Raw genomic sequence first — 22,036 nt, 5'->3', positions numbered from 1 at the left:
CGCCGACACTAGTGATAGCTCGTGTTTATAGGGGGTTAGTCACAATCCAGAGAACACCGTGAGGCAAATGTGGGAGGGGGCTTGCTCCCGATAGCAGTGCATCAGCCAACCCATCTACTTACTGACCCAATGCCATCGGGAGCAAGCCCCCTCCCACAGGGATCCAGGCTGAGTTCAAAAGCGAACAAAAATTTCACGCTTCGTGTTATATCGTAACGAATTATGTACACGCGGGCGTTGAGTGGATGCAAGTGGATCTAGAAGCTGACGGCGCTTCGGTAGAGGGCCTTGCGCGTTTCCAGCAAGGGTTGTTCCATGCCCGTCGACTGCGCCAGGCCGGCATCAGCCTGACGACCCTGGCCATCAGTGCTTGGGTACTGGCGTTGTTCGTGGCGTTGTTTGCGCCACTGTCGATCTGGCCGGTGGTGTTGATCAACTGCGCTTCGGCCTTGTTGGTACTGGTCGCCGGCTTGCAGTCGGCCTGGTGGGTGGCCGATTGGCGCGCCCAGGCGCTGGAGGCGCCAAGCGTTGGACTGGTCGAAGAACCCAGAGAGCCCACCACTTGGCACAAGGGTCTGATCAATCGTTTCGGCAATGGTCTGCTGGCCCAGGTCGGCGCGCCGGTGTTGTGGTTGGGTGGCTGGTCGCTGCTGGCGTTGATCAGTGTTACCCAGTTCTGGAACCTGGCCTTGCCCGCTGCGGCCGTCGGTCAATCGGCAAGCATCGGCGCGGCGCTGGCGTTGGCGCTGGCGTTCGGTCTGCTGGTGTTTGAACGTCGCCTCGCCCAGGAAACCGCCGCCCAATGGCCGGAAGCGTCACAGCTGGCGCAGTTGAGCCGGGTGGCAATTATCTGCCTGGTGATCAGTGCAATCTGCCTGCTGTTTGCCAATGCCGAGTCGGTTTGGCCACTGCGCCTGGCGACACTGATCGGCCTGCTGCCGGCACTGGTGGCGCTGGAGTTCCTGCTCAGGGGTGTGCTGTCGCTGTTCAGCCCGCGCCAGCCGCGTCTCGAACCGCGCTTGATGGCCCAGAGTTTTATCGCCGGCCTGCTGCGTTGGCCGCCACAACCCTTGCTGGCGTTGCAGCATGAATTGCACAACCGTTTCGGTATCGACCTGCGCCAGATCTGGGCCTTTACCTACATGCGCCGGGCGTTTTTGCCGGTGTTGCTGGTGGTGCTGGCGGTCGGTTGGGCGCTGACCGGCGTGCATGAGGTGCCCCTGCAAGGCCGTGGGATTTATGAGCGCTTTGGCAAACCGGTCGAGGTGTTCGGCCCCGGCCTGCATGCGGGTTTACCGTGGCCGTTGGGCCGTGTGCTGAACATCGAAAACGGCGTGGTGCATGAGCTGGCGACCAGCGTCAGTGAAGCCGCCACTGCGCCGTTGGCCGCTGCCGAAGGCCCGGCGCCGTTGATCGCCAACCGCCTGTGGGACGCCAGCCATGTAAATGACAAATCCCAGGTCATCGCCAGCAGCAGCGGCGATAAGCAGGGCTTCCAGATCGTCAATATGGACGTGCGTTTTGTCTACCGTATCGGCCTTACCGACCAGGCCGCGCTCGCCGCCACTTATAACAGCGCTGATATCCCGACCCTGATCCGCAGTACCGCCAGCCGCATCCTGGTGCATGACTTCGCCTCGCGCACCCTTGACGAATTGCTCGGTGAACAACGCACCAGCCTCGCCGACGAAATTGGTCGCAGTGTGCAAGCCGATCTGCAAACACTCGACAGTGGTGTGGAGATCCTTGCCACGGTGGTCGAAGCGATTCACCCGCCCGCTGGAGCCGCCAACGCTTACCACGGTGTGCAAGCCGCGCAGATCGGCGCCCAGGCCCTGATCGCCCGGGAACGCGGCGCCGCCAGCGAGCAGACCAACCAAGCGCTGTTGCAAGCCAGCACTGCCCGGGATCAAGCCCAGGCCAACGCCCGCGAGGTGAATGCTGGCGCGCAAGCGGCGAACCTGCGCTTTGCCGCCGAACAAAAAGCCTATGCCGCCGCTGGCCAGGCCTTCGTGCTGGAACAGTACCTGGGCCAACTGAGCCAGGGCCTGGCCCACGCCAAGCTGCTAATTCTGGATCATCGTTTGGGTGCCGGCAGTGCGCCGACGATTGATCTGCGTTCTTTTACCTTGCCCGCCGATCCGTCGGTGCCGCGCAAAGCCGTTCAATAAGGAGTCTGTCTGTTGAGCGCTCATTCTCACGATCACGGTCATCACCATCATCACGGCCACCACCATCACCATCACGGCGATGAGCAGGCGAGCGGGCCTTTTCCTTGGCGTCGTATGGCCTGGGCGGTGTTGCTGGTGCTGTTTGCCGTGGCAGCGGCAAGCCTTGTGCAGGTGCGCTCCGGCGAGGCCACGGTGATTACCCGCTTCGGCAACCCCGCACGGGTGCTGTTGGAACCTGGCCTGGGCTGGCGCTGGCCAGCGCCGTTCGAAGCGGCGATCCCGGTGGACCTGCGCCTGCGCACCACGTCCAGCGGCCTGCAGGACGTGGGCACCCGCGATGGCCTGCGGATTATTGTGCAGGCTTATGTGGCGTGGCAGGTGCAGGGCGATGCCGACAATGTGCAGCGCTTTATGCGCGCGGTGCAGAACCAGCCGGATGAAGCGGCACGGCAGATCCGCACCTTCGTCGGTTCGGCGCTGGAGACCACCGCGGCCAGCTTTGACCTGTCCAGCCTGATCAATACCGATGCCAGCCAAGTGCGCATTGCTGATTTCGAAGCGCAGTTGCGCCAGCAGATTGATCAACAATTGCTCACCACCTATGGGGTGCGTGTGGCCCAAGTCGGCATCGAGCGCCTGACGTTGCCTTCGGTGACCCTCACCGCCACCGTTGACCGCATGCGTGCCGAGCGTGAAACCATCGCCACCGAGCGCACTGCCGTGGGCAAGCGCGAAGCGGCGCAGATCCGCTCCGCCGCTGAGCGTGATGCGCGCATCGTGCAGGCAGATGCCACGGTGAAAGCCGCCGATATCGAAGCGCAATCGCGGGTCGAAGCCGCGCAGATTTATGGCCGCGCCTACGCCGGTAATCCACAGCTGTACAACCTGCTGCGCTCGCTGGACACCTTGGGCACCGTGGTTACGCCGGGCACCAAGATCATCCTGCGCACCGATGCTGCGCCGTTCCGCGCCTTGGTGGATGGGCCGAAGGACATCCAGCCATGAGCGAGCGTGACAGCCCGGACAGCCCATGGATCCAGGCCGGGCGCCTGACGTTCCTGGCGCTGTACGCGGTCACCGTGTTGGCGGCGTTGGCCTGGGCCTTTTCCAATGTGCGCCAGATCGACCCGCAGAATCGCGCCGTGGTCCTGCACTTCGGCGCCCTTGATCGCATTCAGAACGCCGGGCTGTTGCTGGCCTGGCCGCAGCCCTTCGAGCAGGTGGTGTTGCTGCCGGCAGCGGACCGGGTGATCGAGCGCCGGGTAGAAAACCTGCTACGTTCCGACGCGGCGCTGCAGGCTGATCGCGTGGCCAGTTTCGCTACGCCGTTGAGCGATGCCTTGGCTGGCTCCGGTTATCTGCTGACGGGCGATGCCGGGGTAGTGCAGTTGGACGTGCGGGTTTTCTATAAGGTGACCGAGCCCTACGCTTTCGTATTGCAAGGCGAGCATGTGTTGCCTGCCCTGGATCGGCTGGTGACCCGCAGCGCTGTGGCCCTCACCGCGGCGCGGGATCTGGACACCATCCTGGTAGCCCGCCCGGAACTGATCGGCAGCGACAACGGCGCCGCCGAACGCCGTGAGCGGCTGCGCGGCGATCTGGTGCAAGGCATCAACAAACGCCTGGCGCAGTTGGCCGCCAACGGTTTGGGTCTGGGCGTCGAAGTCACCCGCGTCGATGTGCAATCAAGCCTGCCGGGCCCGGCGGTGAATGCCTTCAACGCGGTACTGACCGCCAGCCAGCAAGCCGATAAAGCCGTGGCCAATGCGCGCACCGAAGCGGAAAAACTCACCCAGAGCGCCAATCAGGAAGCTGACCGCCAGGTGCAAGTCGCCCACGCCCAGGCCAGCGAACGCTTGGCCAAGGCCCAGGCGCAAACCGCTACTGTCGCCAGCCTGGCCCAGGTAAAAGATCCTGGCTTGCTATTGCGGCTGTACCGCGAGCGCATGCCGAAGATTCTCGGCCAGGCCGGTTCTGTCACCACCGTCGACCCCAAGGACGACTCCCGCTTGATCATCCAGGGAGCCGAACAATGAGCGCACCCATGCTGACTTCCGCCGAACAGCGTAGCGCTGCCCGGCAATTGACCCTGGCCATGCTCGCCTTGGGGCTGTTGGTACTGGGTCTGGTATGGCGCTGGCTGGCGCCGGACCAGAGCGGCGTGAGCCAGTTGCTGCTGGGCTTGGCTTCGCTGTTGGTGGCGGTGCCGGTGATGCGTTCGGCCTGGTACAGCCTGCGCTTCCCGAGCCTGCACGGCATCACTGACCAATTGATCGCCCTGGCCATGCTGGGCGCCTGGGCCACCGGCGACCTGCTGACCGCGGCGCTGTTGCCGATCATCATGATCTTCGGGCATGTGCTGGAAGAGCGCAGCGTGATCGGCTCCCAGGAAGCGATCCATGCCCTGGGCAAACTCACCCGCAGCCACGCCCGCCTGGTGCACGCGGACGGCACCATCACCGAAGTGGATAACGGCACCCTGAACACCGGCGATATCGTCGAAGTGCGCGCCGGTGACCGCGTGCCGGCCGATGGTGTAGTGCTATCCGGCCAGGCGAGCCTGGATACGGCGCCGATTACCGGCGAGTCGGTGCCATTGGAAGCCGGCGTCGGCGTGCAGGTGTTTGGAGGTGCGATCAACCTCGATGGTTTGTTACGCCTTGAAGTGACGCGCACCGGCAATGAGTCGACCTTGGGCAAAGTCATCGCACTGATGCAGAACGCCGAGCGTTCCAAGCCGCCGATCACCCGGCTGCTGGAGCGTTATGCCGGCAGCTATATGGTGCTGGTGCTATTGCTGGCAGCGGTGACCTGGTTTGTCACCAATGACGCCCAGGCCATGCTCGCCGTGCTGGTGGCGGCATGCCCGTGCGCCCTGGTGTTGTCGGCGCCGGCCACGGCGATTGCCGGGATCGCCGTGGCGGCGCGCCACGGGATTCTGATTCGCAGCTCGGCGTTCCTCGAAGAGCTGGCTGACCTGACGTCGCTGGTGGTCGACAAGACCGGCACCCTGACCTTTGGCACTTTGCGCCTGCAGTCTATCGACACCACCGCGCCGGATCGCCAGGCGCTGCTGAACCTGGCGGCCAGCCTCGGCTCCGCGAGCAGTCACCCGGTCAGCCGAGCGTTGGCGGGGTTGGCGACCCAGGAACAAATGCTGGTACTCACCGACATCCGCGAGCGCCAGGGCCTGGGTGTGGTAGCGCAGACCGAGCAGGGCGAAGCGGCGCTCGGGCGCCCGGAATTGTTCGAACAGTTGGGCATCGTCACTACCGGCGTTCCCACCCATGACGGCCCGATCGCCGGGCTGGCGTTGAACGGCGAGTTCCTGGCCTGGATGTTGCTGGCCGACAGCGTCAAGCCGGAAGCGCGCCAGGCCCTGCAAGAACTGCGGGACTTGGGCCTGGGCCGCCAATTGCTACTGACCGGTGACCGCCAGAGCGTGGCCGATAGCCTGGCGCTGGATGTGGGCATCAGTGATGTCGAAGCCCAGGCCCTGCCGGAAGACAAGCTCAACCGCGTGCTGGGGGAAATCAGCAGCGGCTTCCGGCCGATGGTGGTGGGCGATGGCATCAACGACTCCCTGGCGCTCAAGGCCGGTGTGGTCGGCGTGGCGATGGGCGCGGGCGGTGCGGACATCGCCCTGGCGTCGGCTGACGTGGTGTTGATCGGCAGCGACTTGCGCCGCCTGGGCACCTGCGTGCGCTTGAGTCGCCGGTGCCGGCAGACGTTGCAGGTGAACGTGATCATCGGCTTGGGCTGGACCCTGGCCATCGTAGTGTTCGCAGCGTTTGGCTGGCTGGGTGCGGCGGGCGCCATGATCGCGGCGGTGTTACATAATCTCAGCACCTTGCTGGTGCTGGGTAACGCCGGGCGTTTATTGCGCTTCCAGGAGCCGCTGTTGAAGCTTGAGGATTAATTTTGGAAAAATTTGCTCACAGCTGTAACGCTGATAAGGGGCCTCACTCTAGTGGTGTGTCGAGACTGCGCAATCCGTTCAGACCGACTCCACTACAGATCTATGAGGACTACACAATGAACATCAAACACGCTGTTTCCGGTGCTGCCCTGGCTATCGCTGCCGCCTCCATGTTTGCCGGTGTCGCCACTCAGGTACAGGCTGCCGACGCATCCGTTCATTGTTACGGCGTCACCTCCTGCAAAGGCATGAACGATTGCAAGACCGCCGAAAACGCCTGCAAAGGCCAGGCTGTCTGCAAAGGCCACGGCTTCAAGGCTATGACCAAGGCTGCTTGCGACGAGGCTGGCGGCAAAGTCGGCGAGTAAGCGACAACCGAGTGCAACCGCAGCGGTCCCGCTCCACCGCTGCGGACACTTTTGCGGGAGTTCATGATGAGCAGTTCCTTCCCCTCCCTGGGTTACGGCCTGGGTTTACGCAACGAATACTATGAGCAGATCCTGGCGCAATCCCCTGCGGTGGATTGGTTCGAAGTGATCTCCGAGAATTATCTGGTGCCGGGCGGCAAAGCCTTGTACTACCTGGATGCCATAGCCGAGCGCTATCCCCTGGTGATGCACGGGGTGTCCTTGTCCATCGGCGGGCCCCATGCCCTCGATACCGATTACCTGGAGCAAATCAAACAGCTCGCCGAGCGCATCCAGCCGGAGTGGATTTCCGATCACCTGTGCTGGAGCCGCGGCAACGCGCACCAGTTGCATGACCTGCTGCCTCTGCCCTACACCGAAGAAAGTCTCTATCACGTGGCCGGCCGTGTGCGTCAGGTACAGGATGTGTTGCAGCGCCCGCTGGTACTGGAAAACGTCTCCAGCTATGTGCGCTCCAAGGCCGATGACTTTACCGAGTGGGAATTCCTCAACGCCCTGGCCCACCTGAGCGGATGCCAGTTGTTGTTGGACGTCAATAACGTCTACGTCAGCTCGCGTAACCATGGGTTCGATGCCTGGACGTTTATTCGCAACCTGCCGCCCCAGAGCATTCGCCAACTGCACCTGGCAGGGCATATGGACTACGGCGACTATGTGGTCGACACCCATGACCATCCGGTGTGCGATCCGGTATGGGCGCTGTATCAGCAGACCCTGGAGCACTTGGGGCCGGTGTCGACACTGTTGGAACGCGATGACCATTTCCCGCCGTTCGAAGAGTTACTCACCGAATTGAGCAAGGCACGTGAACTTGGGACCAGCGCCTTGGCCCGGAGATCGTTATGCGCCTGATCGACTGGCAGTTGGCTTTTGAGCAGCATCTGTTGTCCGAAACGTCCATCGCCAACAGTGGCTTTGCCGCCACCTTGCTGGGTGGGCCGACGCTGGATGTAGACACGGGGCTGGCCATTTATCACAACGCCTACCTGTCGCGATTGCAGGAAGTGCTGCGCCATGACTTCGGCGCCATCTGGTATTGGCTGGGAGATGATGAGTTTGCCTTGCTGACCCAAGCCTATATCCGTCGATATCCCTCGGCCCACTACAGCCTGCGCTGGCTGGGTGAACGCTTTGCAGTGTTTATCCTTGAGCACCTGGTCGCAGAACAAAGTGCGCCGCTGGCTGAAATGGCGCGCTTGGAGTGGGCGTTCACCCTGGCGTTTGATGCGCCCCAGGGTGCGCCGCTGACCTTGAATGACATGGCGCAACTGGCGCCTGAAGACTGGCCGGCGTTACAGGTCACCCCCGCGCCCTCAGTGCAGCAGTTGCTTTGCCGTTTCAATACGGTGGCGATCTGGCGCGCCAGCAAGGAGCAATTGGATTTCCCCGGCAGCCAAGCTCTGAATCTGGCGCAAATCTGCCTGGTGTGGCGCCATGAGAATGTGTGCCACTACCGCAGCCTGGAGCCCGAAGAAGCCTGTGCTCTGGCGGGGATGGTGACCACCGGTTGGAGTTTTTCAGAACTGTGTGCGCAGTTGGCAGTCACTTATGAAGAGGGCGCACCACTGCAAGCGGCCACATGGCTGAAGCAGTGGATCCAGGACGGTTTGCTCGAGCGACGAGTGCCATAGAAAGGTGCTATCGATCGATAGCTTCCTACTTTGTTTAGGATGGTCTACCCTCACAGCAGACGTCTGAAACAAGGGGGGACTACTCATGCTCGCGCAACTTCCACCGGCCTTACAGAATCTTCAGCTACCGCTGCGTCTTCGACTCTGGGACGGCCATGAATTCAACTTGGGCCCCGAGCCCAGTGTGACCATCGTGGTCAAGGATCCCACGGTCGTGTCCAAGCTGAGCCATCCAACGCTCGACTCTCTGGGCGAAGCTTTCGTCGAAGGCAAACTGGAGCTGGAAGGCTCCATCGCCGAAGTGATCCGGGTTTGTGACGAACTGAGTCACGCCTTGGTCGATGACGACGAGGGCAGCCGTCCGGTGCGCTCTATCCATGACAAGGCCACCGACGCGGCAGCCATTTCCTATCACTACGACTTGTCCAACGAGTTCTACCAGCTCTGGCTGGACCAGGACATGGCGTACTCCTGCGGTTATTTCGAAACCGGCAGCGAATCCATCGACCAGGCCCAGCAAGACAAATTCCGCCACTTGTGCCGCAAGTTGCGGCTGCAGCCGGGTGAGTATTTGCTTGATGTGGGTTGTGGTTGGGGCGGACTTGCGCGGTTTGCGGCGCGGGAATTCGGGGTCAAGGTGTTTGGCATCACCCTGAGCAAGGAACAACTGGCGCTGGCCAAGGAGCGCGTGAAAGCCGAAGGCCTGGAAGATCAGGTCGACCTGCAACTGCTCGACTACCGCGACCTGCCCCAGGACGGTCGTTTCGACAAAGTGGTGAGCGTGGGTATGTTCGAACACGTCGGCCATGCCAACCTGGCGCAATATTGCCGAACCCTGTTTGGCGCCGTACGCGAAGGTGGCCTGGTGATGAACCATGGCATTACCGCCAAGCACACCGATGGCCGCCCAGTAGGCCGTGGCGCCGGGGACTTTATCGAACGCTACGTATTTCCCAATGGTGAGCTGCCGCACCTGGCGATGATGACCGCTGAGATCAGTGAAGCCGGGCTCGAAGTGGTCGATGTCGAAAGCCTGCGTTTGCACTACGCACGCACTCTGGATCATTGGAGCGAGCGCCTGGAAGACAACCTGGAAGCGGCGGCGAAGATGGTGCCGGAGCAGGCGTTGCGCATCTGGCGTCTGTACCTGGCCGGTTGCGCTTATGCGTTTGCCCGGGGCTGGATCAACCTGCACCAGATCCTGGCGGTGAAACCTCACGCCGATGGCAGCCATGAACTGCCCTGGACGCGGGAAGATCTCTATCGCTGAAACACTGATCACGCAAACGCAGAAGATCAAAATGTGGGAGGGGGCAAGCCCCCTCCCACATGTTCCCCCTGTTTTGTCTGTTAGAGGATCGGTGAGATCAGACGCGCCACCCGCATCCCCAATTGCTGCAGGCGGCGAGTCTCACGGCTTTCCTCCTGGCTGACCTCATGGGACAGGGCGAAATCGTCCAGCAGCATGTGTTCAACCTGGCTGGCGAAGGCTTCATCCACCGTCAGCAACATCACTTCGAAATTCAGCCGGAATGAACGGTTGTCCATATTTGCGCTGCCAATGGCGCTGATTTCCCTGTCCACCAACACCACCTTCTGATGCAGAAACCCTGGCGTGTAGCGGAACACACGCACGCCTGCGCGCACCGCTTCGATGGCGTAAAGGCTGGAGGCGGCATACACGATGCGGTGGTCGGGCCGAGATGGCAGCAGCAGGCGCACGTCCACCCCACGCAGCACCGCCAGGCGCAGGGCGGCAAATACGGCTTCGTCGGGAACGAAGTAGGGGCTGGTGATCCAGACTCGTTCGGTCGCCGCGTGAATGGCCTCGACGAAAAACAGCGAGCAGGTTTCATAGGGGTCGGCCGGGCCGCTGGCGAGCAGTTGGCAGAGCACGCCGTCTTCAGGATAAGCGTCCGGCAGAATCAGTGGTGGCAGCTCCCGCGCAGCCCAGAACCAGTCCTCGGCAAACGATTCCTGCAGACACGCCACTACCGGGCCGGTGACCTGCACATGGGTGTCGCGCCATGGCGCCAACGGTCGTTTCTTGCCCAGGTATTCATCGCCGACGTTATGCCCGCCGACAAACCCGGTGAGGCCGTCCACCACCACGATCTTACGGTGGTTGCGAAAGTTGACCTGGAAACGATTAAGCCAGCCGCTGCGGGTGGCGAAGGCCTTGACCTGCACCCCGGCGTCGCGCAGCGATTGCACGTAGCGATGGGGCAGGGCATGGCTGCCGATGCGGTCGTACAGCACGTAGATCGCCACGCCTTGGGCGGCCTTTTGCTTCAACAGGGCCTGCAACTGGCGGCCCAGTTCATCGTCATGAATGATGAAGAATTGGAACAGCACGGCGGTGTTGGCGTTGCGAATGGCCTCGAAGATCGCGCCGAACGTGGCATCGCCATTGATCAGCAAACGCACTTCGTTATTGGCCAGGCATGGCATGCGCCCCAGCTTGGGCATGGCGCGCAGGGAGGCATAGGCGCTGGAGTTGCGTGCCGCGAGGGCTTCCTCTACCCATGGGCGCCAGTTCAGCTCGGTGATCGCCGTGTGCATTTCCTGGTTGGCCTGGCGCCGGGCCTGGATGTACGCGTCGAAGGTGCTGCGGCCGAAAATCAGGTAGGGGATCAGCGTCAGGTAAGGCATGAACATCAGCGACAAGGCCCAGGCGATCGAGCCCTGGGCAGTGCGGACGGTCAGTACCGCGTGAATTGCGGCAAGGCTCCCGAGAACGTGCAGCGTGGCAATGAAGTAGGCGAGCAGGTGCGGGCCAAAGAAATCCATGAACGACGTAACTCCAGGCAGTCCAGTGCGTAACAGACCATGAACGACGGCGAATGTCGCTATTTTATTTGCCGTGCAACACTGGCTGCTTTACGACGTCTAATGCCGACAATTACCCAGGAGTTACCCGATGAATGCTCGTCTGCTAGGTTTGGCCATGGTTGTTGGGTTGTCGCTGCCGGTGGCGGCGCAGGCGCAGATGCTGGCGCCGGGCTTGTGGGAATTGACCACCAGCAATATGAAGGTCGATAACCAGGACCTGCCGGACCTGTCGCTGATCCTCGGTCAGCTCAAGCAACAGATGACCCCTGAACAGCGCGCCATGCTCGAAAAGCAAGGCATCAACATGGCCGGTAAGGGTGTGCAGGTGTGCCTTACCCCTGCCCAGGTTGCCTCCGACTCTATCCCGCTGACCGACCCTCAATCGGGTTGCAAACAGGAAGTGACTGACAAGAGCGGCAACCAGTGGAAATTCCGTTTCAGCTGCCCGAAAGCACAAGGCACAGGCGTAGCGACGTTCCAGAGCCAGAAAGAATTTACCACCACCGTCAACGGTACGTTCAATGCCACCGGCATCCAGCAGAAAGGCAGCCTGGACAGCCACGCCCAATGGCTGGGCAACGATTGCGGTACGGTCAAACCCCGCGCTTAACGCAGAACATGCGGGATGGCCCTGGCCGTTGTGACAGGCCAGGTGCCCGGAAACCAGCGCGTGCTGGCTCAGAACTCGTTTTGCAGGGCTTTGTAGCCGCGCACGAGGTCGACGTTGGTGCGCGCCACGTCTTCGGAAAACTCCGAGGCACTGACACTCACCGGCGGGAATTGCGACAAGTCGGTGTTGGGCCCAATGCGAGTGGTGGAGGGCACGTAGAAGGCGGCGGGCAGGTCGCGGCCGTCGACCACTGAGTTGTGGCGCACCACGCAACCATCGCCCACGCCGCAGTTGAACAGCACGCTGTTGAAACCGATAAACACGCGATCGCCGACTGTACAGGGGCCATGGACGATGGAGCGGTGGGCGATGGAGGTGAACTCGCCGATGGTCACCGCTGCGCCGGACTTGGAATGGATGACCACGCCGTCCTGGATGTTGGAGTTGGCGCCGATGGTAATCGGGTCCATGGCGCCGCTGGCGTCGACTTCGTCTGCGCGGATCACGGCATAGGGGCCGACGAACACGTTCTCGCCGATAATGACTTTGCCGCAGATGATCGCGGTTTTGTCCACGTAGGCCGATTCAGCAATCACCGGCAGGTCGCCGGAAGGGTTCTTGCGAATCATGGCTTGCTCAAGGCTGCGTAGAGGGTGTTGAGGTTGTATTCGAATAGGCCGGTAAAGGTGCTGGCCGGGCCTTCTGCGGCGAGGGCGTCGGAGTACAGCGTGCCGCCGATCTGTGCGCCGCTTTCATCAGCGATCTGTTTGAGCAGGCGCGCATCCTTGATGTTTTCCATGAACACGGCTTTGACCTTGTCCTTGCGAATCTGGGTGATCAGCGCGGCGACTTCGGCGGCCGAAGGGTCACGCTCGGTGGACAAGCCTTGGGGCGCGAGGAACTGGATACCATAGGCCTGGCCCAGGTAACCGAAGGCGTCATGGGAGGTGACGATGCGACGGTTGCCCGGCGGCAGGGCGCCGAACTTGGCCTTGGCGTCGGCCAGCAGGCTGTGGATTTGTTTCAGGTAGGCCTGGCTGTTTCGCAGGTAGTCGGTGGTGTTGGCCGGGTCGGCGGCCACCAGCGCCTTGGTGATATTGCTCACGTAGATTTCGGCGTTGGCCAGGTTGTGCCAGGCGTGTGGGTCGGGAATGGTTTCGCCATCTTCGTCCATGGTGTGGGAAATCACGCCTTTGCTAGCGGTGACCACAGTGGCCTTGGTTTCGGTGCTGGTCACCAGGCGATCCAGCCATGGCTCGAAACCAAGCCCGTTCTTGATGATGACCCGGGCCTTGAGCAGTGCCTTGGCATCATCCGGGGTGGGTTCATAGGTATGGGCGTCAGCGTCCGGGCCGACCATGTTGCTGATCTGGATATGGTCGCCTCCGATCTGGTGGGTGATGTCATCGAGAATACTGAAGCTGGTGACCACCTGGAGTTTGTCCGCAGCGTGAGCCATCGAAAGCGGCAGTAGCAGACTGAACAGCACGAGTAGGGCGCGCATCGGGAAACACCTCATTGGGATGAAAGCAAAGGCGGGCGGCGCAACAAGCCGTGCACCGGACCGAACACCACGGACAGCAGATACCCGGCGCCCGCCACCAGCACAATGGCCGGGCCGCTGGGCAGTGAGTAGTAGAACGACAGCAACAACCCTAGCCATACCGATAGGCATCCCAGCACTGCCGATACCGCCATCAGTACCGGCAGGCGTCGGCTCCAGAAGCGTGAAGCGATGGCCGGCAGCATCATCAAGCCCACCACCATCAAGGCGCCGATGGCCTGAAAACCGATCACCAGGTTCAGCACCACCAGGGTCAGGAACACGCCATGGGCAAGCGGGCCGAGACGGCTGACAGTCTGCAGAAACAGCGGGTCAAGGGTGTCGAGCAGCAGCGGTTTGTAGATCAGCGCCATGGCGATCAGGCTGAAACCTGAGACCCAGAGCATGCCGGTGAGGGTGGTTTGATCCACCGCCAGGGCTGAACCGAACAGCAGGTGCAGCAGGTCCAGGCGTTTGCCGGCAAGGCCCAGGATCAGTACGCCGGCAGCGAGGGAAATGGGATAGATGGCGGCGAGGCTGGCGTCTTCGCGCAGGCCGGTGCGACGGGTGATCCACCCGGCCAGGCCGGCCATGCTCAGGCCGGCGCCGAGGCCGCCAATGGTCAGCGCGGGCAGGCTCAAGCCTGCGAACCAGAAGCCCAGGGCGGCGCCGGGCAAGATGCCGTGTGCCACCGCGTCACCGATCAGGCTCATGCGCCGCAGGATCAGAAACACCCCCAGCGGCGCGGTGCTGCAGGCGAGCACCAACCCGCCGATAAGTGCACGGCGCATAAACACGAATTCATGGAACGGCATCCACAGGTGGGCGCTAAGGTGCATCAGGCCACCTGCATCTGTGGTTGCGGGCGGATCAGCGCCTTGCTGGGGCCGAAGATGCAGCCGGTGTTCTTGATCTGCACCACCTGCTGGGTGTGATAGCGCACAGATGCCAGGTCATGACAGACGACGATCAGCGTGCGGCCCTCACTATGCCAGGCGTGGATATGTTGCCAGCACAGGGCCTGGCCGTCCTCGTCGAGGGCGGCGTGGGGTTCGTCAAGCAACAGGATCGGCGCATCGGCCAGGCTCATGCGGGCGAGCAGGGCACGTTGCAGTTCACCTCCGGACAACGCCATCAACGGCCGATGTTCCAGGCCACTGAGGCACCAGTCGTCCAGTACCTCTTGCAGGCGTTGGCTGCGTTCCTCGCTGGTGTACCGGGTACCCCAAAAACCGGCGGCGACCAATTCTTGCAAGCTGATGGGGAACTGGCGATCCAAGTGTTGCTGCTGGGGCAGGAACGACAGGCCACCACGGCGTGGAACATCCATGCTGACCTTTCCCGACAATGGCTTTTGCAGGCCAGCAATGACTTTGAGCAAACTGCTCTTGCCCGTGCCGTTGGCGCCGATGATGCCGGTGAGGCTGCCTTTTTCCAGCGTCAAATCCAGTGCCGGCGTCAGTGGTTGACCGGGAGCGCCCCAGCGCAGAGCGTTACAGGTGATCATGCCAGGTCACTCGTCCAGCGGCTTTCAGCCACGGCATCATGCGCGTGCAGGCTTTCGGCGTGGATCACTTTGATGTGGAAGGCTTTGACCGCATCCGAGCGCTTCAAGGCGAGGTTCAGGCGGCGAGCGGCGTCTTCGCAGAACATCAGGTTCTGCCCGTTGGCCAGGGCGAAGGCTTGTTCGTCCGCACGTTTCACTGCGGTTTGCACAGCGGTGCCGAGGGCGGCTTCGGCACTGTTGATCAAGTCGACTATCGCCAGCTCATTACCTTGCAGGTGAACGTGTAACTGCGCACTGCTGCGCTGGCTATGAGGCGTGGCGACAATGCCATTGGCGCTGCCGAGCCAGGCCAACACGTCTTCGTGCTGCAACGGTGAGTTGGTGAAGTCCTCGAGAAATTTCTGCTGAATCAACTGCCTGGCGAGGGCGGCAGAACATGGGCAGGTTGAAGAATAAGTAACGTCAATTTTTAGTTCCACGTGGAACATCTGTTTTTCCAACCGCGCTTCGATGCTCACCGGGTAACTTTTCCAGCCCGCCAATGGGCTGACCAGCGCCGGGCGCTTAAGCAGCAGATCGGTGTGGATACGCAGGTAGGCGTTCTTAGATAAACCTTCATGACTGGCGAGAAATCGAAGCAGTACATTACGCAGAAGTGCAGGTGTGAGTGATTGCTGGTGGAGCATTTCCAGCGCCAGGTAAAGGCGTGACATATGAATGCCACGGGCCGTGCCGTCGTCCAGGCTGACGCCGGCATCGGCAGTGGCGGTCAGGCACTGACCGTCAATCAAAATAGGCAAGGCGATGCCGCACATGCCCACCCAGTCGAGTGGCAAGGCTTGGCGTGAAGCCTGCGCGGCGATATCCGGCAGAGTCAGCGCATTCATAAGCAGGTCCATCGTTGGAAATAATTCGTCATGTTATAGTATAACAATATTTACTACGATGAAATTTCTACTCTAGCCTTTGTTCAGTCATGTCGAGCAGGGACGCTCCTTTATCTGCGGTATATGTCATGCACAGACGTCAGCTCCTCAACCTGCTGCTGGTCAGCCCCTTGTTCACCTTGCCTTTGGGCGCCTATGCCACGCAGATTCGCAATGCACGCCTGTGGCGCTCGGACGACAAGCTGCGCCTGGTGTTCGACCTCAGCGGCCCGGTGCAATACAAGACCTTTTCCCTGACGGCTCCAGACCGCTTGATCATCGACTTGAGTGGCGCCGGCCTCAGTGGCGACTTCTCTCAGTTGGCGCTGAAGAACAGTGGGATTACCTCGATCCGTTCCGGGCATTTTGGCAAGAGCGACACGCGCATCGTGTTGGACCTGGCCGCGCCGATGCAGCTCAACAGTTTCGTGCTGCCGCCCCAGGATGGCCAAGGCCATCGCCTGGTGCTGGACCTGACCAACGCCACTCGTGCCCCCCGTCAAATTGCTGCTGAACCGCCGCCGATAGTGACTCCGGTGGGCAAGGGGCATCCCAAGCGCGACATCATCGTGGTGGTCGACCCCGGGCATGGCGGCAAAGACCCGGGTGCTGTCGGTTCCAAGGGCCAGCGCGAAAAGGATGTGGTGCTGTCGATCGCCCAGTTGCTGGCTAAACGCTTGAAGCGCGAAAAGGGCTTTGACGTAAAACTGGTGCGCAACGACGACTTCTTTGTGCCGCTGCGCAAACGTGTGGACATCGCCCGCCAGCACAAGGCCGATATGTTTATCTCGGTGCATGCCGACGCTGCCCCACGGCTTACCGCATCGGGCGCTTCGGTGTATGCATTGTCTGAGGGCGGTGCCACCTCCGCCACGGCGCGCTTTATGGCCCAGCGCGAAAACGGCGCAGACTTGCTGGGCGCCACCACCTTGCTCAATCTGAAGGACAAGGACCCAATGCTGGCCGGGGTGATCCTGGACATGTCGATGAACGCTACCATCGCCTCCAGCCTGCAACTGGGCAGCTCGGTATTGGGCAGCCTGCAAAGCATCACCAGCCTGCATCAGAAGCGTGTTGAGCAAGCAGGGTTTGCGGTACTCAAGTCACCGGACGTGCCTTCGATCCTGGTGGAAACCGGCTTCATCTCCAATGCGCGGGATGCCCAGCGGCTGGTTACCGCGCGCCACCAGCAAGCGGTGGCGGATGGGCTTTTCGAAGGTTTGAAAAGCTACTTCCAGAAGAACCCACCCATGAACAGCTACATGGCCTGGGTGCAGGAGCAGAACAAAGCCCAGGCTTAACAGCCGGTCATTCGGCTGCAAGTGAACTTGGCACTGGCGCCACCTGAGCTGGAAAAGCGGTTGAGGGTGGTCCAGCCCACACGCCGCGTGTAACCGACCCAGGCCTCACCATCGGATGCCAACCCGGTAAAGAACGTCAGTTGCCCATAGCGGCTGTTGGTCTGCGCCCAGTAGCGTTTACCGATCACTTCAAAGCCGCGCAAATAGGTGGTGCTGCCCACGGTCGCCACGCTATAGGCGTTTCCCGATGGGTCTACGCACGCCAGCAGGTTGGCGCTGCGCGTGCAGTTGGCCAACAGGCTGGGCGCTTGGGCGCAGGCGGGCCCTGCGGCTGCCACGAGCAGGGCGCACATCAGGTATCTCATCGAATTTCTCTGGGTAAGAAGATGATCAAGCATTGCGTCCTTCGTCGCGTCGAACAAGGGGGTTGGCTTATTTGCATTGTTATACTATAACATAAAAACACAGCCTGATCCGTGAACCGCTTCCCATGACCGAACAAGACCTTCTGGCCCAACCGCCTGCCGACTACATGAACGACGCCCAACAGCGCTTCTTCCGCGAGCTTTTGCTGGCTCAGCGCAATGAACTGCAAGCCCGCATTGACGCTGAGTTCCAGGCGCTGCGCGAGCAGGAAACCAATAGCGACCTGGCGGATATCGGCAGTGCCGAAGAGCAACGTCAATGGCAACTGCGCTTGCTGGAGCGGGAAAAGAAGCTGTTGGACAAGATCGACGACGCCCTGGAGCTGCTGGCCCGCGGTGAATACGGCTGGTGCCGTGAAACCGGCGAGCCCATTGGCCTGCAACGCCTGCTGCTGCGCCCCACTGCAACCCTGTGCATTGAAGCCAAAGAACGTGAAGAGCTGCGCGAACGCCATAAACGGGCAGTTTGACCGGCCAACCCTGATGAGGAATACCTGATGCCCAACCGTCTTCCCGTGACCGTGTTATCCGGCTTTCTCGGTGCCGGTAAAAGTACGCTGCTCAACTACGTCTTGCGTAACCGCGACAACCTGCGGGTAGCGGTGATCGTCAATGACATGAGCGAAATCAACATCGACGGCAGCGAGGTACAGCGCGACGTCACGCTCAATCGTTCGGAAGAAAAACTGGTGGAGATGAGCAATGGCTGCATCTGCTGCACCTTGCGTGAAGACTTGCTCGAAGAAGTCGGAAAACTCGCCAAGGAAGGTCGGTTTGATTACCTGCTGATCGAATCCACCGGCATATCAGAGCCGTTGCCCGTGGCCGAAACCTTCACCTTTCGCGATGAAAACGAGCAAAGCCTGGCCGACATTGCGCGGCTGGACACCATGGTCACCGTGGTCGACGGTATGAACTTCCTGCTCGACTACCAGGCCGCCGAAAGCCTGGCTTCGCGGGGCGAAACCCTTGGAGAAGAGGATGAGCGCTCCATCACCGACCTGTTGATCGAGCAGATCGAGTTCGCCGACGTCATCCTGATCAGCAAGATCGACCTGATCAGCAGCCGCGAGCGCGAAGAGTTGATGGCGATCCTTGAGCGCCTTAATGCCCAGGCGGAAATCATCCCGATGGTCATGGGCGAAGTGCCGCTGCATAAGATCCTCAACACCGGCCGTTTCGACTTTGAACGCGCCGCCCAGGCCCCGGGCTGGTTACAGGAATTGCGCGGTCAACATGTGCCGGAAACCGAAGAGTATGGGATCGCTTCCACCGCTTACCGTGCGCGTCGGCCCTTCCACCCACAGCGTTTTTTCGACTTTATCGACCGCCCGTGGGTGAACGGCAAGCTGCTGCGTTCCAAGGGCTTCTTCTGGTTGGCCAGCAAGCATCAGGACGCTGGCAGCTGGTCCCAGGCCGGCGGCTTGATGCGCCATGGGTTTGCCGGGCGTTGGTGGCGCTTTGTGCCAAAAAGCCAATGGCCCCAGGACGAAGAAAGCGTCGCGGCAATCATGGCTAACTGGCAATTGAGCACCGGTGACTGCCGGCAGGAACTGGTGTTTATCGGGCAAAACATCGACTTCACCCAGATGCGTGCCGAGCTGGATGCCTGCTTGCTCAATGATGAAGAAATGGCCCTGGGCGTCGAAAGCTGGCGCCTGCTGCCTGATCCTTTTGGCCCTTGGTATGAGCAGGTAGCCTGATGCTGGCCCCGGTTATTCCCCTGCGCCCCGTGATCCGCCAGACCTGTGGGGAAACCCCGCTGGCGCTGTCAGACATTCTCGAAGATGGCGTCAACCTGGCAGTCTGGCAGCGCCAACTGCCCCTGCATATCGCCGAATTCGGCGCCTTGCTGGTAGCGCTCAATGAGCCGTTGGCCGAATCCTTGGTGATTGAGCTCGACAACGAAGACGCCGTGCCGAACTTGCAGGGTTTGGCGTCCACTTGTCGTGATCTTGAAGGTTACGACGGGTTTATTGCCGATGTGTCGTGGCTGGTCAGCGCATTCGCCTGCCTGCTCGGCGCCAAGCGTATCGGCGTGCGCCTGCGGCTATTGGACAAGGCCATGTGCCCGCGCTTTCATGTCGACCATGTGCCGGTCCGGCTGATCACCACCTATGCCGGCATCGGCAGCCAATGGTTGCGCGAAGGTGTCATGGACCGGCGCCAATTGAGCCAGGCAGACGCCGAGCCCATCGAGCGCATCGAGCAGATCCACTGCGGTGAAGTGGCGTTGCTGAAGGGGACGAAATGGCACGGCAATGAAGGGCATGGTCTGATCCATCGCTCGCCAGCGCTTAAGGCCGATGAGCGGCGGCTGATCCTGACACTGGATTGGCTGGCATAACCGGGTAGGATCAAGCTCTCTACACGGTCTGAATGATGCTTCCCATGCTGCAGAATATTCCCACCCACGTGATTGCTGGCCCGTTGGGCGCCGGCAAGACCAGCCTGATCCAGCACCTGCTCGCCCAGCGCCCGGCCAACGAGCGCTGGGCGGTGCTGATCAACGAGTTCGGGCAAGTCGGCCTGGACGCTGCCTTGCTTACCCAAGACGACGACGGCATCGCCCTCGGTGAAGTGGCCGGAGGCTGCCTGTGTTGTGTGAATGGTGCACCGTTCCAGGTCGGGCTGGGCCGCTTGCTACGTAAAGCCAAGCCGGATCGGTTGTTTATCGAACCTTCGGGTCTGGGCCATCCGGCGCAGTTGCTCAAACAGCTGCGAGAGGCGCCGTGGCAAGGCGTGCTGGCGGTGCAGCCCTGTGTTCTGGTGCTGGATGCCCGGGCCTTGGCGGCGGGGAAGCCTTTGCCGCAGGCACAGCAAGAGGCATTGGCCAGCGCCGGCCTGCTGGTGCTGAACAAGGACGAGGCGCTGGATGCTGCACAACGTCAGGCGATTGAAGCGCAATTACCCGCATGCGCAGTGTATTGGACACGCCAGGCGCAATTGCCACTTGAGCGGTTGCCAGGCTTGGATGCGCAGGCCCTAGGCGCTGTGGATAACTTCGACGTCCCTAAGGGGCTGGCGCAAATGCCGGCCATCTGGAGTGATCCTGGGTTGCCGATCTGTCTGAGCCAGGGCCACGAGGGCGGCTGGAGTATCGGTTGGCGTTGGCACCCGAGCCAGCGATTCGATGTCAGCCGTCTGCATCATTGGCTATCAGGTCTCGAATGGAGGCGTGCCAAACTGGTTATCCACAGTGTCGATGGCTGGATCTCGGCCAACGCTGTGGATAACAGCCCCCTAGCTTGGCGACCCAGCGAATGGCGTCGAGATTCGCGGCTTGAATTGATCTTCAGCGAGCCCCAGGACGCAGCGGTATTGCAGGGTGCGCTGGCGGCCTGCCGTTATTGACGTTTCTTGGTCGCGTGGTCCTGGCGCCATTGGCTCAATTCGATCACCTCGGCGCTGGGCAACGGCTCCTTGGCCTCGAACGGGTAGGGCGCCAGTTCAATCTGCGCACTGTGGGCGCCGAACTGCGTGATAATTCCGGCATGCCGGGTTTCCCCGGTCACAGTGAACTCGAAATTATAGACACGTGCCAGGCGCCGCCGGCCATTGGCATCCTTGACGAACCCGATGCGTTTGAGTGCCACCGCACCATCGAGCAGTTCGATATCAAGCTTGGCGCAATGCTGCTTGACCCGCTCCAGCGCGCGCTCACGCAGGCCGTGGTTGTGCCAGACCCAGGCGGCGCCGGTCGCCAGCAGCATCAACACGAACATGTTTCCCAGGGTCAGCATTCCATGAACTCCAACAAAGTGAGAGCAGCTTAACTGTGTCGCCGGTCTGTCGTACAGGCTGCGTTTAGTCGCATACTGCGCGGCCAGAATTTCAACGGCTTGACGGAAATCTCCCGCATGAAACGCACACCTCATCTGCTTGCGATCCAGTCTCATGTGGTCTTTGGCCACGCCGGAAACAGCGCCGCCGTATTCCCTATGCAGCGGGTCGGGGTGAATGTCTGGCCGCTCAACACGGTGCAATTCTCCAACCACACTCAGTATGGACAATGGGCGGGGGAAGTGTTGGCGCCGCAGCAAATTCCGGCGCTGGTGGAAGGCATTGCCGCTATTGGTGAGCTGGGCAACTGCGATGCGGTGCTGTCCGGCTACCTCGGCAGTGCAGCCCAAGGCCGCGCGATCCTTAGCGGTGTAGCCCGCATCAAGGCGATCAACCCCAAGGCGCTGTACCTGTGTGACCCGGTGATGGGTCACCCGGAAAAGGGCTGCATCGTGCCACAGGAGGTCAGCGATTTCCTGCTGGACGAGGCTGCGGCCATGGCGGATTTCCTCTGCCCCAATCAGCTGGAGCTGGACAGTTTTGCCGGGCGCAAGCCGCAGTCGCTGTTCGATTGCCTTGCAATGGCCAAGGCCTTGCTGGCACGTGGGCCCAAGGCGGTGCTGGTCAAACACCTGGATTACCCGGGCAAACTGCCGGACGGCTTCGAGATGCTGTTGGTGACCGAAGACGCCAGCTGGCACTTGCGTCGGCCGTTGCTGGCGTTCCCGCGTCAGCCGGTGGGTGTGGGCGACCTGACGTCGGGCCTGTTCCTCGCGCGGGTGCTGCTGGGCGATAGCCTGGTGGCAGCCTTTGAGTTCACCGCCGCGGCAGTGCATGAAGTGCTGCTGGAAACCCAGGCCTGCGCCAGTTATGAACTGGAACTGGTGCGCGCCCAGGATCGCATTGCTCATCCTCGTGTACGCTTTGAAGCCACACCCATTAGCCTCTAAGTACACAAAA

Annotated in this window: 23 protein-coding genes; 15 read left to right on the top strand and 8 right to left on the bottom strand. The window is 61.4% G+C overall.

Annotated features, from left to right (window positions below; all coding sequences use genetic code 11):
* Positions 1–245: 245 nt before the first annotated feature.
* The 8 genes from hflK (ASD70_RS22880) (at position 246) to cfaB (ending at position 9,419) form a co-directional block, all read left to right on the top strand.
* On the top strand, positions 246–2,171 hold the full coding sequence (gene hflK / locus ASD70_RS22880; RefSeq protein ID WP_056847511.1) for a protease modulator HflK: 1,926 nt from the start codon (positions 246–248) through the stop codon (positions 2,169–2,171).
* A 9-nt stretch (positions 2,172–2,180) separates the two neighbouring features.
* Positions 2,181–3,176 carry a protease modulator HflC gene (gene hflC / locus ASD70_RS22875; protein WP_162252761.1) on the top strand — a complete coding sequence of 332 codons (996 nt, stop codon included), beginning with the start codon at positions 2,181–2,183 and terminating at the stop codon, positions 3,174–3,176.
* A complete protein-coding gene (gene hflK, locus ASD70_RS22870; RefSeq protein WP_056847510.1) occupies positions 3,173–4,207 on the top strand; it encodes a protease modulator HflK in 1,035 nt (344 codons plus the stop codon). The genes hflC and hflK (ASD70_RS22870) overlap by 4 nt, the downstream gene beginning before the upstream one ends.
* Entirely contained in the window at positions 4,204–6,090 is a 1,887-nt protein-coding gene (locus ASD70_RS22865; protein WP_056847509.1) for a cation-translocating P-type ATPase, read from the top strand. The genes hflK (ASD70_RS22870) and ASD70_RS22865 overlap by 4 nt, the downstream gene beginning before the upstream one ends.
* 116 nt (positions 6,091–6,206) lie before the next feature.
* Positions 6,207–6,458, top strand: coding sequence for a BufA2 family periplasmic bufferin-type metallophore (bufA2, locus tag ASD70_RS22860; protein ID WP_046070181.1), 252 nt, complete (start codon positions 6,207–6,209; stop codon positions 6,456–6,458).
* 66 nt (positions 6,459–6,524) lie between these two features.
* Positions 6,525–7,370 carry an MNIO family bufferin maturase gene (gene bufB, locus ASD70_RS22855; protein ID WP_056847508.1) on the top strand — a complete coding sequence of 282 codons (846 nt, stop codon included), beginning with the start codon at positions 6,525–6,527 and terminating at the stop codon, positions 7,368–7,370.
* A complete protein-coding gene (locus ASD70_RS22850) occupies positions 7,361–8,149 on the top strand; it encodes an HvfC/BufC N-terminal domain-containing protein (RefSeq protein ID WP_056847507.1) in 789 nt (262 codons plus the stop codon). Before bufB ends, ASD70_RS22850 begins: the two co-directional genes overlap by 10 nt.
* Before the next feature lie 85 nt (positions 8,150–8,234).
* Positions 8,235–9,419 carry a C17 cyclopropane fatty acid synthase CfaB gene (gene cfaB / locus ASD70_RS22845; RefSeq protein WP_056847506.1) on the top strand — a complete coding sequence of 395 codons (1,185 nt, stop codon included), beginning with the start codon at positions 8,235–8,237 and terminating at the stop codon, positions 9,417–9,419.
* Positions 9,420–9,499: 80 nt separating this feature from the next.
* On the opposite strand, the gene cls is transcribed toward cfaB, so the two are convergent.
* On the bottom strand, positions 9,500–10,939 hold the full coding sequence (gene cls, locus ASD70_RS22840; RefSeq protein WP_056847505.1) for a cardiolipin synthase: 1,440 nt from the start codon (positions 10,937–10,939) through the stop codon (positions 9,500–9,502).
* A gap of 130 nt (positions 10,940–11,069) precedes the next feature.
* Here cls and ASD70_RS22835 point away from each other — a divergent pair, with 130 nt between their 5' ends.
* Positions 11,070–11,591 carry a DUF3617 domain-containing protein gene (locus ASD70_RS22835; protein WP_034116524.1) on the top strand — a complete coding sequence of 174 codons (522 nt, stop codon included), beginning with the start codon at positions 11,070–11,072 and terminating at the stop codon, positions 11,589–11,591.
* 68 nt (positions 11,592–11,659) lie between these two features.
* Here ASD70_RS22835 and ASD70_RS22830 read toward each other — a convergent pair whose 3' ends face one another.
* Genes ASD70_RS22830 through folE2 form a run of 5 tightly spaced genes read right to left on the bottom strand, consistent with a single transcriptional unit; the run spans position 11,660 to position 15,528 of the window.
* On the bottom strand, positions 11,660–12,220 hold the full coding sequence (locus ASD70_RS22830) for a gamma carbonic anhydrase family protein (RefSeq protein WP_046070176.1): 561 nt from the start codon (positions 12,218–12,220) through the stop codon (positions 11,660–11,662).
* Complete coding sequence (locus ASD70_RS22825; RefSeq protein ID WP_046070175.1) at positions 12,217–13,095, bottom strand: metal ABC transporter substrate-binding protein; 879 nt, start codon at positions 13,093–13,095, stop codon at positions 12,217–12,219. The genes ASD70_RS22830 and ASD70_RS22825 overlap by 4 nt, the downstream gene beginning before the upstream one ends.
* Before the next feature lie 11 nt (positions 13,096–13,106).
* Complete coding sequence (locus ASD70_RS22820) at positions 13,107–13,973, bottom strand: metal ABC transporter permease (RefSeq protein ID WP_056847504.1); 867 nt, start codon at positions 13,971–13,973, stop codon at positions 13,107–13,109.
* Positions 13,973–14,641 (bottom strand): metal ABC transporter ATP-binding protein, encoded by a 669-nt coding sequence (locus tag ASD70_RS22815; RefSeq protein WP_046070173.1) that lies wholly within the window; start codon positions 14,639–14,641, stop codon positions 13,973–13,975. Before ASD70_RS22815 ends, ASD70_RS22820 begins: the two co-directional genes overlap by 1 nt.
* A complete protein-coding gene (gene folE2 / locus ASD70_RS22810) occupies positions 14,638–15,528 on the bottom strand; it encodes a GTP cyclohydrolase FolE2 (protein ID WP_056847503.1) in 891 nt (296 codons plus the stop codon). The genes ASD70_RS22815 and folE2 overlap by 4 nt, the downstream gene beginning before the upstream one ends.
* 128 nt (positions 15,529–15,656) lie before the next feature.
* On the opposite strand from folE2, the gene ASD70_RS22805 reads away from it, so the two are divergent.
* On the top strand, positions 15,657–16,868 hold the full coding sequence (locus ASD70_RS22805; protein WP_046070171.1) for an N-acetylmuramoyl-L-alanine amidase: 1,212 nt from the start codon (positions 15,657–15,659) through the stop codon (positions 16,866–16,868).
* On the opposite strand, the gene ASD70_RS22800 is transcribed toward ASD70_RS22805, so the two are convergent.
* Positions 16,865–17,233 carry a hypothetical protein gene (locus ASD70_RS22800; protein WP_046070170.1) on the bottom strand — a complete coding sequence of 123 codons (369 nt, stop codon included), beginning with the start codon at positions 17,231–17,233 and terminating at the stop codon, positions 16,865–16,867. The genes ASD70_RS22805 and ASD70_RS22800 overlap by 4 nt on opposite strands.
* Before the next feature lie 125 nt (positions 17,234–17,358).
* Between ASD70_RS22800 and dksA the strand changes: the two genes are divergently transcribed.
* Genes dksA through ASD70_RS22780 form a run of 4 tightly spaced genes read left to right on the top strand, consistent with a single transcriptional unit; the run spans position 17,359 to position 20,647 of the window.
* The gene (gene dksA, locus ASD70_RS22795) at positions 17,359–17,763 is read left to right on the top strand and encodes an RNA polymerase-binding protein DksA (protein WP_043048182.1); all 405 of its coding nucleotides are present in this window, start codon (positions 17,359–17,361) and stop codon (positions 17,761–17,763) included.
* A gap of 27 nt (positions 17,764–17,790) precedes the next feature.
* Positions 17,791–18,996: a zinc metallochaperone GTPase ZigA gene (zigA, locus tag ASD70_RS22790; RefSeq protein WP_056847502.1), complete on the top strand. Its 1,206-nt coding sequence runs from the start codon at positions 17,791–17,793 to the stop codon at positions 18,994–18,996.
* Positions 18,996–19,640 (top strand): DUF1826 domain-containing protein, encoded by a 645-nt coding sequence (locus tag ASD70_RS22785; protein ID WP_056847501.1) that lies wholly within the window; start codon positions 18,996–18,998, stop codon positions 19,638–19,640. Before zigA ends, ASD70_RS22785 begins: the two co-directional genes overlap by 1 nt.
* Before the next feature lie 44 nt (positions 19,641–19,684).
* Positions 19,685–20,647, top strand: a complete 963-nt coding sequence (locus ASD70_RS22780; RefSeq protein ID WP_046070166.1) for a CobW family GTP-binding protein — start codon at positions 19,685–19,687, stop codon at positions 20,645–20,647.
* On the opposite strand, the gene ASD70_RS22775 is transcribed toward ASD70_RS22780, so the two are convergent.
* Entirely contained in the window at positions 20,641–21,036 is a 396-nt protein-coding gene (locus ASD70_RS22775; RefSeq protein ID WP_046070165.1) for a DUF3301 domain-containing protein, read from the bottom strand. The two genes, ASD70_RS22780 and ASD70_RS22775, sit on opposite strands and share 7 nt — an antisense overlap.
* A 117-nt stretch (positions 21,037–21,153) precedes the next feature.
* Here ASD70_RS22775 and pdxY point away from each other — a divergent pair, with 117 nt between their 5' ends.
* Entirely contained in the window at positions 21,154–22,026 is an 873-nt protein-coding gene (gene pdxY, locus ASD70_RS22770; RefSeq protein WP_046070164.1) for a pyridoxal kinase PdxY, read from the top strand.
* Positions 22,027–22,036 lie beyond the last annotated feature (10 nt).

The sequence above is a fragment of the Pseudomonas sp. Root569 genome, assembly GCF_001427465.1.
Lineage (GTDB): Bacteria > Pseudomonadota > Gammaproteobacteria > Pseudomonadales > Pseudomonadaceae > Aquipseudomonas > Aquipseudomonas synxantha.
The sequence above is the reverse complement of the archived record's forward strand: the minus strand, read 5'-3'. Positions and strand labels throughout refer to the sequence as shown.

Coding starts and splice junctions, on each gene's coding strand:
- hflK (WP_056847511.1), top strand. CDS start 246: ATGCAAGTGGATCTAGAAGCTGACGGCGCTTCGGTAGAGGGCCTTGCG.
- hflK (WP_056847510.1), top strand. CDS start 3,173: ATGAGCGAGCGTGACAGCCCGGACAGCCCATGGATCCAGGCCGGGCGC.
- ASD70_RS22865 (WP_056847509.1), top strand. CDS start 4,204: ATGAGCGCACCCATGCTGACTTCCGCCGAACAGCGTAGCGCTGCCCGG.
- bufA2 (WP_046070181.1), top strand. CDS start 6,207: ATGAACATCAAACACGCTGTTTCCGGTGCTGCCCTGGCTATCGCTGCC.
- bufB (WP_056847508.1), top strand. CDS start 6,525: ATGAGCAGTTCCTTCCCCTCCCTGGGTTACGGCCTGGGTTTACGCAAC.
- ASD70_RS22850 (WP_056847507.1), top strand. CDS start 7,361: ATGCGCCTGATCGACTGGCAGTTGGCTTTTGAGCAGCATCTGTTGTCC.
- cfaB (WP_056847506.1), top strand. CDS start 8,235: ATGCTCGCGCAACTTCCACCGGCCTTACAGAATCTTCAGCTACCGCTG.
- cls (WP_056847505.1), bottom strand. CDS start 10,939: ATGGATTTCTTTGGCCCGCACCTGCTCGCCTACTTCATTGCCACGCTG.
- ASD70_RS22835 (WP_034116524.1), top strand. CDS start 11,070: ATGAATGCTCGTCTGCTAGGTTTGGCCATGGTTGTTGGGTTGTCGCTG.
- ASD70_RS22830 (WP_046070176.1), bottom strand. CDS start 12,220: ATGATTCGCAAGAACCCTTCCGGCGACCTGCCGGTGATTGCTGAATCG.
- ASD70_RS22825 (WP_046070175.1), bottom strand. CDS start 13,095: ATGCGCGCCCTACTCGTGCTGTTCAGTCTGCTACTGCCGCTTTCGATG.
- ASD70_RS22820 (WP_056847504.1), bottom strand. CDS start 13,973: ATGCACCTTAGCGCCCACCTGTGGATGCCGTTCCATGAATTCGTGTTT.
- ASD70_RS22815 (WP_046070173.1), bottom strand. CDS start 14,641: ATGATCACCTGTAACGCTCTGCGCTGGGGCGCTCCCGGTCAACCACTG.
- folE2 (WP_056847503.1), bottom strand. CDS start 15,528: ATGAATGCGCTGACTCTGCCGGATATCGCCGCGCAGGCTTCACGCCAA.
- ASD70_RS22805 (WP_046070171.1), top strand. CDS start 15,657: ATGCACAGACGTCAGCTCCTCAACCTGCTGCTGGTCAGCCCCTTGTTC.
- ASD70_RS22800 (WP_046070170.1), bottom strand. CDS start 17,233: ATGAGATACCTGATGTGCGCCCTGCTCGTGGCAGCCGCAGGGCCCGCC.
- dksA (WP_043048182.1), top strand. CDS start 17,359: ATGACCGAACAAGACCTTCTGGCCCAACCGCCTGCCGACTACATGAAC.
- zigA (WP_056847502.1), top strand. CDS start 17,791: ATGCCCAACCGTCTTCCCGTGACCGTGTTATCCGGCTTTCTCGGTGCC.
- ASD70_RS22785 (WP_056847501.1), top strand. CDS start 18,996: ATGCTGGCCCCGGTTATTCCCCTGCGCCCCGTGATCCGCCAGACCTGT.
- ASD70_RS22780 (WP_046070166.1), top strand. CDS start 19,685: ATGCTGCAGAATATTCCCACCCACGTGATTGCTGGCCCGTTGGGCGCC.
- ASD70_RS22775 (WP_046070165.1), bottom strand. CDS start 21,036: ATGCTGACCCTGGGAAACATGTTCGTGTTGATGCTGCTGGCGACCGGC.
- pdxY (WP_046070164.1), top strand. CDS start 21,154: ATGAAACGCACACCTCATCTGCTTGCGATCCAGTCTCATGTGGTCTTT.